Source organism: Microbacterium flavum, from assembly GCF_018717645.1.
Lineage (GTDB): Bacteria > Actinomycetota > Actinomycetes > Actinomycetales > Microbacteriaceae > Microbacterium > Microbacterium flavum.
This window is the reverse complement of sequence record NZ_JAFLHG010000005.1, coordinates 101,367-113,387: the sequence shown is the minus strand read 5'-3', so window position 1 is coordinate 113,387 and position 12,021 is coordinate 101,367. Positions and strand designations below refer to the sequence as shown.

At 71.3% G+C, this 12,021-nt stretch carries 10 protein-coding genes; 4 read left to right on the top strand and 6 right to left on the bottom strand.

The genetic code is table 11. The features are described 5' to 3' along the window. The first annotated feature begins 14 nt into the window (after positions 1–14). From J0P97_RS06840 to J0P97_RS06825, 4 genes are all read left to right on the top strand, one after another. Positions 15–692: a TetR/AcrR family transcriptional regulator gene (locus J0P97_RS06840; protein ID WP_215487029.1), complete on the top strand. Its 678-nt coding sequence runs from the start codon at positions 15–17 to the stop codon at positions 690–692. A 99-nt stretch (positions 693–791) separates the two neighbouring features. Then, positions 792–3,452 carry a penicillin acylase family protein gene (locus tag J0P97_RS06835; RefSeq protein ID WP_215487028.1) on the top strand — a complete coding sequence of 887 codons (2,661 nt, stop codon included), beginning with the start codon at positions 792–794 and terminating at the stop codon, positions 3,450–3,452. Between the two features lie 109 nt (positions 3,453–3,561). Next, complete coding sequence (locus tag J0P97_RS06830) at positions 3,562–4,140, top strand: SRPBCC family protein (protein ID WP_215487027.1); 579 nt, start codon at positions 3,562–3,564, stop codon at positions 4,138–4,140. Beyond that, on the top strand, positions 4,137–5,582 hold the full coding sequence (locus J0P97_RS06825; RefSeq protein ID WP_215487026.1) for a phytoene desaturase family protein: 1,446 nt from the start codon (positions 4,137–4,139) through the stop codon (positions 5,580–5,582). The genes J0P97_RS06830 and J0P97_RS06825 overlap by 4 nt, the downstream gene beginning before the upstream one ends. A 115-nt stretch (positions 5,583–5,697) precedes the next feature. Here the strand turns inward: J0P97_RS06825 and mnhG are convergent, their stop codons facing one another. Genes mnhG through J0P97_RS06795 form a run of 6 tightly spaced genes read right to left on the bottom strand, consistent with a single transcriptional unit; the run spans position 5,698 to position 11,989 of the window. Then, positions 5,698–6,054, bottom strand: coding sequence for a monovalent cation/H(+) antiporter subunit G (gene mnhG / locus J0P97_RS06820; protein ID WP_215487025.1), 357 nt, complete (start codon positions 6,052–6,054; stop codon positions 5,698–5,700). Then, the gene (locus J0P97_RS06815) at positions 6,051–6,320 is read right to left on the bottom strand and encodes an MrpF/PhaF family protein (RefSeq protein ID WP_215487024.1); all 270 of its coding nucleotides are present in this window, start codon (positions 6,318–6,320) and stop codon (positions 6,051–6,053) included. The genes mnhG and J0P97_RS06815 overlap by 4 nt, the downstream gene beginning before the upstream one ends. Beyond that, positions 6,317–6,901, bottom strand: a complete 585-nt coding sequence (locus tag J0P97_RS06810) for a Na+/H+ antiporter subunit E (RefSeq protein ID WP_215487023.1) — start codon at positions 6,899–6,901, stop codon at positions 6,317–6,319. The genes J0P97_RS06815 and J0P97_RS06810 overlap by 4 nt, the downstream gene beginning before the upstream one ends. Next, a complete protein-coding gene (locus J0P97_RS06805; RefSeq protein ID WP_215487022.1) occupies positions 6,898–8,463 on the bottom strand; it encodes a Na+/H+ antiporter subunit D in 1,566 nt (521 codons plus the stop codon). The genes J0P97_RS06810 and J0P97_RS06805 overlap by 4 nt, the downstream gene beginning before the upstream one ends. After that, positions 8,460–9,023 (bottom strand): Na(+)/H(+) antiporter subunit C, encoded by a 564-nt coding sequence (locus J0P97_RS06800; RefSeq protein WP_215487021.1) that lies wholly within the window; start codon positions 9,021–9,023, stop codon positions 8,460–8,462. Before J0P97_RS06800 ends, J0P97_RS06805 begins: the two co-directional genes overlap by 4 nt. Continuing rightward, positions 9,020–11,989 (bottom strand): Na+/H+ antiporter subunit A, encoded by a 2,970-nt coding sequence (locus tag J0P97_RS06795; protein WP_215487020.1) that lies wholly within the window; start codon positions 11,987–11,989, stop codon positions 9,020–9,022. The genes J0P97_RS06800 and J0P97_RS06795 overlap by 4 nt, the downstream gene beginning before the upstream one ends. Positions 11,990–12,021 lie beyond the last annotated feature (32 nt).

Genomic DNA, 12,021 nt, shown 5'->3' with positions numbered 1-12,021 from the left:
GAGGACCAGAGACCGTGACAACCGCACCCGCCGCGCACGCCACCCCCGCCACTCCGCGCCGACGCGATGCGACGGCGAACCGGAGCGCACTGATCGCCGCGGCGCAGACCGTGCTCGCCCGCGATCCGCACGCCTCGCTGGACACGATCGCCCAGGCCGCAGGACTGTCCCGCCGCGCGCTCTACGGCCACTTCGCCGACCGCGACAGCCTCCTGCGGGAGGTCATCGCGATCGGCGCCGGTCGCTTCAACGCGATCGCCGAGCAGGTCGACGACCCCGACCCGCGGGTCGCTCTCGCGCAGCTGGCCGCCCGGCTGTGGCGCGAGGCATCCGCGGTCCGCGCCTCGGCCAACATCGCCCTCGACGACGCGCACGTCGCCGACACCGTCCGCGCCCTCGCGCCGCTGCGCCAGCGCATCCGCACGATCACCCGCGCGGGCGTCGTGGCCGGCGCCTTCCGCGGCGATGTCCCGCCCGAGCTCCTCGCCTTCCTCATCGAAGAGACCGCGCGGGCCACCCTGCGTGAGCTGCGCTTGACGACCGCGGATGCCGACGCCGCGGTCGTGCGCGTGGTGCTCAGCATCGCGGGGCTCTCGTGGACGGAGCAGGTCGCCCTGCTCGACACCCACCCCGAGATCCTCGCGGGGGATGCTCCCGTCGCGCCCGGCGCGCGGCGGGAGGGCGCGGGATAGGATTCCAGAGCGGTACGCCGGACTGGGGCGCGGACCGCTTCCTTGTGGCCTCGCTCCCGTGGGGCCCGACGCATGCCCCCGGAAGGCTCCACGACGACGATGTCCGAATCCCCCTCATCCGACGCATCCTCCACGACCGACGGGATCGACCCATCCACGGCGACCGACGGCCTCGCCGCCGCGGCACCGCCCCGGACGGCGAAGCGCCGTCGTGGGCGCACGATCGGAAAGATCGTCTTCGGCATCGTCGCCGGACTGACGGTCATCGCCCTCATCGCCGCGGGGGTCGTGGTCTGGACCATCCAGCGCTCGTTCCCGCAACTCGACGGCACCGTGTCCGCACCGGGCCTGGAGGCGCAGGCCACCGTGTACCGTGACGACCTCGGCATCCCCACGATCGTCGCGGATTCGACCCACGACCTGTTCTACGCGCAGGGCTACGTGCAGGCGCAGGATCGGTTCTGGGAGATGGACTTCCGCCGCCACGTCACGAGCGGCCGCCTGTCCGAGCTGTTCGGCGCCTCCCAGCTGCCCACTGACCGGTTCCTGCGCACTCTCGGCTGGCGTCACGTCGCCGAGAAGGAGGTCGCCGCGCTGGATGCCACGACCCTCGCCTACTACGAGGCCTATGCCGACGGCGTGAACGCCTATCTCGCCGACCACCGTGGCGCCGACGCCTCCCTCGAGTACGCCGTCCTCGGGCTGCAGAACCCCGACTACGAGATCGAGCCGTGGTCGCCCGCCGACTCGGTGGCATGGCTGAAGGCGATGGCCTGGGACCTCCGCAGCAACATCGAGGACGAGGTCGACCGCGCGGTCCTCGCGCAGACGCTCTCTCCGACCCAGATCGGAGAGCTCTACCCCGGATACCCCTACGCCGACCACCCGGTGATCGTTCCGGAGATCACGACCGGAATCGAGGGCACGTCGCCGACGACGGGCGCCGCCGCGGCGACGGCAGCCCCCGCCTCCCTGCGCTGGCGCGAGGTCGGATCGGTGATCGAGGCCGCGGGCGCGCTGCTCGGCGGCGTCGGCGAGGGCGTCGGGTCGAACTCGTGGGTCGTGTCCGGCGCGCACACCGAGAGCGGACTCCCCCTCCTCAGCAATGATCCGCACCTCGGCGCCTCGCTCCCGAGCGTGTGGCATCAGATCGGCCTGCGCTGCCGGGAGGTCTCCGACGCCTGCCGCTTCGACGTCGCGGGGTTCGGATTCTCCGGCGTACCGGGCGTCGTCATCGGGCACAATGCCGACATCGCCTGGGGATTCACGAACCTCACCGCTGACGTCACAGATCTCTACCTCGAGCGCCTCGACGGCGACAGCTACTGGCGAGACGGGGCCCTCGTCCCCCTCGAGACGCGCAGCGAGACGTTCCACGTCGCCGGGGGCGAGGACGAGACCATCGAGGTCCGCTCCACCGTCCACGGCCCGATCCTCTCCGACCTTCCCGGCGACTACGCCACCATCGCGGGTGAGCCGTTCGCGGGGACGACGGAGGCCGTCTCGCCCCCCACCGACATTCCGCCCGGGGAATACGCCGTCGCTCTGCGGTGGACGGCGCTGGATGCGGGGAGCACCGCATCGGCGATCTTCGCCCTCAACGAGGCCACCGACTTCGCCGGCTTCCGGGCCGCCGCGGCCGTCTTCGACGTTCCCGCGCAGAACCTCGTCTACGCCGACCGGTCGGGCAACATCGGCTACCAGTCGCCCGGGAAGCTCCCCATCCGGGGAGCGGGCGACGGCACGATGCCCCAGCCCGGCTGGGACTCCGCCTACGACTGGCGGGGCTTCATCCCGTTCGACGAGCTGCCGGTGGTCTACAACCCCGAGAGCGGGTTCATCGTGACCGCGAACAACGCCGTCGTGCCGCAGGACTACCCGTACTTCCTCGGATCCGACTTCGACTACGGCTGGCGTGCGGCCCGCATCACCGAGCTCCTCGAGCAGGCCATCGCGAAGGGCCCGGTGTCCGCCGACGATATGAGCGCCATCCAGGCCGACAAGCAGTTCTGGATGGGCACACGGCTCGCCGATGCCTATTCCGGCATCACGCTCACCGACGCCGGGGCCCAGCGCGGCCTCGACCTGCTGGCGGAATGGGACGGGCAGAACGATCCCGACTCCGCGGCGGCCGCATACGCCAACGTCCTCTGGGACGAACTCGCGCAGGACCTCTTCAGCCGTCGCGACCAGCCCGCACCGCTCGGCGGTCAGGGGCGCCTGTACTCCGTCGTCGACAACCTTCTCGGCGATGAGTCCTCCGCGTGGTGGACGAACGAGAAGATCGGCGTGGCCGGGCAGCGGGAGATGCTCGAGCGCGCGGCGACCGATGCCTCCACCCGCCTCGTCGGGCTGCAGGGCGATGACCCCGCGCGCTGGAACTGGGGATCGCTGCACGCGATCACTCTCACGAGCGGCACGTTCGGCGAGAGCGGCATCGCGCCCATCGAGGCCCTCTTCAACCGTGGGCCGTTCCCCGTCGGCGGCGGCTCGTCGGTCGTCGACGCGACCGGCTGGGGTCTCGGAACCGGCAGCTTCGCGACGACCACCGTCCCGTCGATGCGCATGACCGTCGATCTCGCCGACCTGGATGCGTCGCGGTGGAACCATCTCACCGGGTCGAGCGGGCACGCCTTCCACCCGAACTACCACGACCAGTTCGACGCCTGGCAGCACACACGACAGACGCCCTGGCTGTTCAGCCTCGACCGGGTGCGGGCCGCCGCGACGGACACCCTGGTGCTCGCCCCGGCATCCTGAGGCGGGTCGTCGCCGGTCCTCGCGGGACGGCGCCGGCCACGGAGTCAAGCCCCCGCGGACGCTCGGCGACTCGCTTACGATCGGAAGGGACCCCGGCGAAGGAGGCCCCATGGCGACGGCCAGTGTGCGCGTGTTCGACTGCACCCCCGATGACGTGTTCGCCGTCCTCGGCGACGGATGGCTCTACCCGGCCTGGGTCGTGGGGGCCTCGCGGATGCGTGCGGTGGACCCCAGCTGGCCCGCCCCGGGGTCCCACCTGCACCACTCGCTGGGAACGTGGCCGATCCTGTTCGACGACGACACCCAGGTGGTCGAGTGGGATCCGCCCCGCCGTATGCGTCTGCGCGCGAAGGCCGGCCCGCTCGGGCGCGCCGTCGTCGTGATCGACGTGAAGCCCCGCGGCGAGGGCTGCGTCGTGCGGATCGGCGAGGAGCCCGTCGCCGGGCTCGCCCGCCGCCTTCCCCGCTTCGTCTGGGCACCGGCCCTGCATCTGCGCAACGAGGAGACCCTGCGACGGCTGCGATTCCTGAGCGAGGGACGCAAGCGCGAGCAGGATGCGGGCGGCGCCACGGCGCGGCCGGAGGTGCCCCGCCCCTCCGGCGGCACTCCCGACCCTCACGCCGCCGCGGAGGTCGCGCGGGCCACGGCCGCCGAACGTGCCGTCGTCGGCATGGATGCGCCCGGATGACCGACGTCGAGATCGTCGGCTCGGGCCCCAACGGGCTCGCCGCCGCCGTCACCCTTGCGCGTGCGGGCCTGCGGGTGCGGGTGTACGAGCGGATGTCGCATGCCGGTGGCGGCGCGTCGACCGCCGAGTCGGTCGCCCCCGGCTTCCGCCACGACACATGCTCCGCGGTGCATCCCCTCGCGATCGCCTCGCCGTTCTTCCGCGCGTTCGGGTTGTCCCGGCGGATCGCCTTCGCGACCCCGGAGATCTCCTTCGCCCATCCGCTGCCCGAGCGACGGGGCGGAGCGGGCATCGCCTACCGAGACCTGGAGCGGACCGCCGACGCTCTCGGTCGCGACGGCGCGGCCTACCGACGACTCATCGGCCCGCTCTCCGATCACGCGGCGGAGGTCGCCCGGTTCACCGGCTCCGCGCTCCTGCGGGTGCCGCCGCATCCCGTCGTCACCGCCAGATTTGGCCTCCGCGCACTCGCGCAGGGCAGCGCCGCCTGGAACGCGGGGTTCACGGGGGACGTCGCCCCGGCCATGATCACGGGGGTGGCCGCGCACGCGATCGTGCGTCAGCCGAGCCCCGTCGCCGCGGCAGCGGGGCTCGCGCTGCAGACGCACGCCCACGCAGGCGGCTGGCCCATCCCTCTCGGCGGCTCCCAGGCGATCTCCGACGCCCTGGCCGACGATCTGCGCGCACACGGCGGCGAGATCGTGACCGATCACGAGATCACGAGCCTCGATGAGCTGACCGCGCCCGCCGTCGTGCTCGACGTCACGCCGCGGGCGCTGATCCGTCTCGCCGGCAGCCGCATGAGCGCGCGGTACCGGCGACGGCTCGAGCGCTTCCGCTACGGCAGCGGCTCGGCGAAGGTCCAATTCGCGCTCTCGGGCCCGGTGCCGTGGGCGGATCCCCGCCTCGCGGATGCCGGGACGGTGCATCTCGGCGGCACCCGCGCCCAGATCGCGGCCGCGGAGGGCGAGGTGCTGGCGGGGAGGCACCCGGAGTCCCCCTATGTGCTCATCTCGCAGCCCTCCCGGTTCGACCCGTCGCGAGCACCGGCCGGAGCGCACGCCCTGTGGACCTACACACATGTGCCCACGGGGTCGACGCTCGACCGCACGGAGGCGGTGACGCGGGCGATCGAGGCCGTCGCGCCCGGCTTCCGCGATGTGATCATCGCGTCACGGTCCTGGAGCGCCGCCGACCTGCAGTCGGACAACCCGAACTACATCGGAGGGGACATCGCGGCGGGAGCTGCGACTCTCGGCCAGCTGCTGGCGCGGCCGGTCCTCAGCCTCGACCCGTGGCGGACCCCCATGGCGGGCGTCTACCTCTGCGGCGCATCGACGGTGCCCGGGCCGGGCGTGCACGGCCAGTCGGGGTGGTTCGCGGCGCGCAGCGTGCTGCAGCACGAGTTCGGCATCAGCCGCACCCCCTCCCTCGCGCCGTGACCCGGCCCGCAACAGAACCGGGGAATCGCACCAGAATCGGACGCACGGCCCCGCGGCATCCGACTCGGGCGTCGTTCACCGATTCTGCTGCGGAGCCGGCGCCTCGAAGCCCGGCTCAGCCGCCGGCGGCGGGCGGGGTGCGGCGGGCTTCGGCGAGTTCGTCGACGAGGAGCGAACGCTCGTCGATCGTCCCGTTGCGGTAGGCCTGGCGACCGACCATGTGCGCCGACAGCGGTGCCGTCGCGAGCTGGATGACGACGACCGGAACGAGGAACGCGACCACCGGCCAGGCGCGCAGGGCCAGGGCGACCGCGATGCAGATGAGGATGAACCCGAGGACCTGCGGCTTCGTGGCCGCGTGCAGGCGGGTGGGGACGTCGTGGAAGCGCAGCAGACCGATGGCGGCCGTGAGGCACAGCAGCGCGCCGATCAGCACGAGCACGAGCGCGACGATGTCGAGGATCTCGTTCATCGGTCCGAGTTGTCCCTTCTCGCGACGAAGCGCGCGATCGCGATCGACCCGAAGACGCCGACCGCCGCGATCACGAGGAGCGCGGGGAGGCTGCGCGTGTGGTGGCCGATGACCATGTCCGCGCCGAGCGTGCACATCACGAGCGTCAGGAGCACATCCGAGGCGACGGCGCGGTCGAGGATCGACGGGCCGGCGATGATGCGCCAGAGCGTCAAGAGCCCCGCGATGGCGAGGATCACGTAGATCGCGACGATGAGGATGCTCACCAGCCCGCACCTCCTTCGCGCGGCGACATCGCGCCGTGGCTCCGGATCGCGTCGAGCTGGGCGCGCGAGCCGACGGCGCGGACGATCCGCGCCTCCCACCCCTGCACGGCCCGCCGCTGGTTCTCGACATCGCGCTCCGAGGAGACGCCGATGACGTGCAGGTACAGGATGCGACGGTCGCGGTCGACGTCGATGATCAGCGATCCGGGGATCAGCGAGGCGGTCACGCCGACGTGCGCCATGATGAGGTCGTCGTCGGTGCGCAGCGGGACCGCGATGACCGCGGTGCCGGGGTAGCGCACGGGGTTCAGGGTCTGCCAGGCGACCAGCAGCGAGCCGCGCACGAGGGCCAGGCAGAACATGACGACGAAAACCGCGCCGTACCAGAGGTTCACCCGACCGGACAGTTCGACGGGGGGCAGGCGGAAGACACGGGTGACGAAGATCGCGACGATCAGGCCGGTGAGGGCCGCGAGCACCGTGACCTGCCCCCACAGCAGCATCCACAGGGCGATGAGCCACAGGAAGAACGGCAGCTGGCGCCAGACGGATGCCGCCACGGCCTTCGGGGTCGGGCTCACTGCTGCACCTCCTGTTCCAGCTGCACGAGGGTGACGGGTGTGAGCAGGGCGTCGCCGATGCTCGCGCACAGCTGGTACAGCGGGCCGGCGAAGAGGGTCAGCGCCACCGTCACCGCCACCATCCCCGCGGTCGTCGCCGTCATGATGCGGGGGATCACCCGCCGGGCGCTCTGATCGTCGGCCGCCGGGGCGTCCCCGAGGTACTCGATGCGCTCGACGACACCGGTCTCCTCGCTGTGGTCCTCCTCCTCGCGCCAGAACGCGAGGTTCCACGCGCGCATCAGCGTGTAGAGAGTGAGCAGCGAGGTGACGATGCCGCCGACGATGAGCACGTACATCAGCGGCGTGCCGACCTGGGCCGCCGCGTCGAACAGCGCGAACTTGCCGATGAAGCCCGAGAACGGCGGCAGGCCGCCGAGGTTGATCGCGGGGATGAAGTAGAGCACGGCGATGACCGGTGCGGCCCGCATGAGGCCCTTGACCTTGAGGATCGACGTCGATCCGGCCCGGCGCTCGATGAGGCCGACGGCGAGGAACAGCGTGGTCTGCACGATGATGTGGTGGACCATGTAGTAGATCGTCGCCCCGAGGGCGACGGGCGTCGCGATCGCGAGCCCGAAGACCAGGTAGCCGACGTGGCTGACGAGCGTGAACGACAGGATGCGTTTGAGTTCGGCCTGTGCGAGCGCGCCGAGGACGCCCACGATCATCGTCGCGAGGGCGACGATGAGCAGCAGCGTGTTCACGTCGTTGTCGCGGAAGATCTGGGTCTCGGTCCGGATCATCGCGTACACGCCGACCTTGGTGAGCAGGCCCGCGAACACGGCGGTCACCGGCGCCGGAGCGGTCGGGTAGGAGTCCGGGAGCCAGAAGGACAGCGGGAAGACGGCCGCCTTGATGCTGAACGCGAGGAGCAGCATGAGGTGCAGCACGAGCTGCGTGGAATCCGGGAGCTCCGTCATCCGCTCGGCGAGCTGGGCGATGTTGACCGTCCCGAGCGCCCCGTAGATCGCGGCGATCGCGGCGAGGAAGAGGATCGACGAGACGAGCGAGACGACGATGTAGACGACGCCCGTGCGGATGCGGGACTCGGTCGATCCGAGGGTGATGAGCACGTAGGACGCGACGAGGAGGATCTCGAACCCGACGTAGAGGTTGAAGAGGTCGCCCGCGATGAACGCGTTGAAGATGCCCGCGGCGAGGATGAGGTACGAGGGGTGGAAGATCGTGACGGGGGTGTCGTCGTCGCCGTCGGCGGCGCCCTGGCCGACCGAGAAGAGGAGGACGGCGAGGAGCACGATGCTCGAGATGACGACGAGGAGCGCCGCCAGCCGGTCGACGTAGAGGATGATGCCGAACGGGATCGGCCACCCGCCCACGGACACCGCGATGGCCTCGCCCGAGGAATCCACCGCGTACAGCAGCACCGACGCGATCACGAGCGTCAGCGTGAGGGTGACGATCGAGACCCCGACCTGCACGCGGCGGCGGCGTCCGAAGACGAGCGCGATGCCGGCCCCGATGAGCGGGAGGGTGACGAGGAGCGGGACGAGCGAGCTCATCGGGCCTCACCCCCGTCGCGGTCCTCGCCCGCCCGCGGCTCGGCGCCGCGGGGGTGGTCGGAGGGGGCGTCGTCGCGGATGGCCTCGAAGTCGCGGTGGTGCAGCACGGTGATGGGGGCGGTCTCCGTCCCGATGAAGTCGGTGGTCGCGTCGTCGTCCTCGTCCTCGATGGATGTCTCGTCGTCCATCTCGTCCTCGTCGATGCTGCCGCGGTCGCGGAGCGCGACATCCTCGGCGTCGTCGTGGACCGTGTCGGCCTGGCCCAGCTGCCACGACCGGTAGATGAGGGCGAGGAGGAAGGCGGAGACCGCGAAGGTGATGACGATCGCGGTGAGGGTCAGCGCCTGCGGCAGCGGGTCGCTCATCTCCTCCGGGTCCGCCGCCCCGAAGAACGGTGCGGCGCCGGGGCGTCCCATGACGATGAGAAGGAACAGGTTCACCGCGTTGCCGAGCAGGAGGAAGCCGATGAGCACGCGCGTGAGGCTGCGCTCGAGCATCGCGTAGACGCCGGCGGCGAAGAGGATCGCCATGATCACGATGAGGACGGCGGAGACGGTCATGACGGGTTCACCACCGGGATGCGCGGGGTGCCCGGGCCGTCGCGCAGCTCCTGCGCCTGGCGGTCGACCTCGCCGCCGAGCGAGCGGAGCACGTCCAGGACGAGTCCGATGACGACGAGGTAGACCCCGATGTCGAAGAAGGTGGACGAGACGAACTCGATATGTCCGAGGACGGGCACCTCCGCCTCCCAGACGGCGCTCGTGAGCGGCGGCGCACCGAACAGCAGCGGGACGACCGCGGTGCCGACGGCGATGATCATGCCCGCGCCGAGGAGGCGACCGGCGTCGGTGGGCGCCGCGGCGCCCAGCTCGTACCGCCCGCCCGCGACGTAGCGCATGACGAGGGCCATGCCGGCGACGAGGCCACCGGCGAAGCCGCCGCCGGGCAGGTTGTGACCGGCGAAGAGGAGGTAGATCGACACGACGATGATCGTGTGGAAGAGGACGCGGACGATCACTTCGAGCAGGAGCGAGCGGTTCTCCGGGCGCACCCGCTGTCCGCCGACGAGCCACGCCTGGCGCGTGCTGCCGGGCTGCGTCCCGCGCGGACGGGGGCCCTCCGCCGTCTCGACGAGCGGCCGCCGCGTCCAGGTCGCGGCGGTGGGCAGCGAGGAGATCGCGTCCGAGAGCAGGTCGGAGCGGTGCGTCACGAACACGAGCGACGCGACGCCGGTCGCGGCGAGGATGAGCACCGACAGCTCGCCCATCGTGTCCCAGCCGCGCAGGTCCACGAGCGCGACGTTGACGACGTTCTTGCCGTGGCCGAGTTCGTACGCGAGGTCGGGGAACGCCGTGGAGATCGGCTCGGCGACGCGGGCGCCGGTCGCCACCAGCGCGACGAGGGCCATCGTGCCGCCCGCGGCGAGCGCGAGGACGGCGCGGGCGACCGGCCACACCGATGCGTTGTGCTCCCCCATGCGCGCCGGGATCCGGCGCAGCACGAGGGCGAAGGCCACGAGCGTGACCGTCTCGATGAGGATCTGCGTCAGGGCGAGGTCGGGCGCGCCGCTCGTGGCGAACAGCGCCACCATCCCGAGCCCCGTCACCGAAACGAGAACGACGCCGGTGTAGCGCTTGCGCGCGCGCACGGCGATGATCCCCGCGATGATCATGATCGGCGCGACGACGAGCTGCATCGGGTTCTGCCAGGCGTCCACGGAGATCTTCCAGTCCGCCCCGCCGAGGAGACCGGCGAGGAAGGCCGTGCCCTGCGCGGCGACGAAGACCACGAAGATCGTGCCGACGTAGACCGGCAGCGAGCCGCGCTGGGTGAAGGTCGTCGTCCACACGGCGACGCGGGCGATGACGCGCAGGGTCGCGTTGTAGGCGTCGGCGGCGCCGAACGGGAGGACGCGGCGCAGCGGCGCGCGGCGGTACGTCGCCCAGAAGAGCACCGCTCCGAGCGCGATGGACCCGATCGAGAGGAAGAGGGCGGGTTCGAGCCCGTGCCAGAGCGCGAGATGGTACGGATGATCGCCCTCGCCGGCACTCGGCAGCGTATCGGCGTATCCGGAGAAGGCGACGTCGAGGAACGGCGCGGCGAATCCGCCGACCACCGTCAGGCCGGAGAGGATGACGGGCGCCGCGAGGAAGCCGATCGGCGGGTCGGGCCACTCGGTGACGGGTCGGGGCGCGCCCGTGGCATCCTTCTTCGTCCAGAACGCGCCCCAGATGAACCGCAGACCGTAGGCGGTGGTGAGCACGGAGCCGAGCACGATGCCGATGAGGGGGATGAGGGCGTCGGGCCGACCGCCGCCCTCGATGAGCGAGGTGAGGGCCGCCTCCTTCGCGACGAAGCCGACCGTCGGAGCGAGCCCGACCATCGACGCGATCGCGATGATCGAGAACGTCGCGAGGGTGGGCGCTTGCCGGCCGACGCCGGAGAGTTCGCCGATGTCGCGGGTGGACAGCTGGCGGTCGATCACGCCGACGACGAGGAACAGCGACGACTTGAACAGCGCGTGGCCGATGAGCAGGGCGAGCCCCGCGAGCGCGGAGTTGCGCTCCCCGTACCCCAGCACGACGGTGAGCATGCCGAGCTGGCTCACCGTGCCGAAGGCGAGGATGCGCTTGAGGTCGGATTCACGCAGCGCCTGGATGCCGCCGAGGAGCATCGTGAAGATGCCGAGCGTGATGATGATCGGCCGCCACGGGGCCGCGACCGCGAAGGCCGGTGCGCACCGCGCGATGAGGTAGATCCCGGCCTTCACCATGGCGGCGGCGTGCAGGTAGGCGCTCACCGGCGTCGGGGCGGCCATGGCGCCGGGCAGCCAGAAGTGGAAGGGGAAGATCGCGGACTTGCTCAGTGCTCCGACGAGCAGCATGACGATCGCGCCGTCGATGAGCGGCGAGCCGGCGAGGGTCGACCCCGGGGCGGAGTACGCGGCGAGGATGCCGGAGAGGCTGTTCGTGCCGGCCTGCACCACGAGGATGACGGCGCCGACGAACATCACGAGCCCGCCCAGGGTCGTCACGAGGAGCGCCTGCAGCGCGGCGCGTCGGCTCGCGCCGCGCGCGTGGTAGAAGCCGATGAGCAGGTAGGACAGGATGCTCGTGATCTCCCAGAACATCACGAGCATGATCAGGTCGTCGGTGAGCACGAGGCCGTACATCGCGCCGGCGAAGGCGAGGAGGACGGCGCCGAACTGTCCGACGCCCGCCTTCTTGCCGTCGAAGTACCAGCGGCAGTAGATCAGCACGAGGGCGCCGACGCCGGTGACGATGAGCGCCATCAGCCACCCGAGGGTGTCCATCCGCATCGAGAGCTCGAGTCCGAGCGGTTCGATCCACGTGTACGACTCGGTGAGGACCTCTCCGGAGACGACGCGCGGGGTCATCGCGGCGGCCTGCACGAAGCCCGCCAGGGGGACGAGCGCGGCGACGAGGAAGGCGCGGGGACCGATCCGGCCGAACAGCCACGGCAACGCCAGCGGTACGACCGCGAACGCGGCCAGAAGCAGCAGCATTCTGGCCTCCAGACGGGTTCGGGGGTCGGATC

Bases quoted from the DNA above. Each gene is read 5' to 3' on its own strand.
- mnhG (WP_215487025.1), bottom strand. From the start codon at position 6,054: ATGAACGAGATCCTCGACATCGTCGCGCTCGTGCTCGTGCTGATCGGC.
- J0P97_RS06800 (WP_215487021.1), bottom strand. From the start codon at position 9,023: ATGACCGTCTCCGCCGTCCTCATCGTGATCATGGCGATCCTCTTCGCC.
- J0P97_RS06825 (WP_215487026.1), top strand. From the start codon at position 4,137: ATGACCGACGTCGAGATCGTCGGCTCGGGCCCCAACGGGCTCGCCGCC.
- J0P97_RS06795 (WP_215487020.1), bottom strand. From the start codon at position 11,989: ATGCTGCTGCTTCTGGCCGCGTTCGCGGTCGTACCGCTGGCGTTGCCG.
- J0P97_RS06830 (WP_215487027.1), top strand. From the start codon at position 3,562: ATGGCGACGGCCAGTGTGCGCGTGTTCGACTGCACCCCCGATGACGTG.
- J0P97_RS06835 (WP_215487028.1), top strand. From the start codon at position 792: ATGTCCGAATCCCCCTCATCCGACGCATCCTCCACGACCGACGGGATC.
- J0P97_RS06805 (WP_215487022.1), bottom strand. From the start codon at position 8,463: ATGAGCTCGCTCGTCCCGCTCCTCGTCACCCTCCCGCTCATCGGGGCC.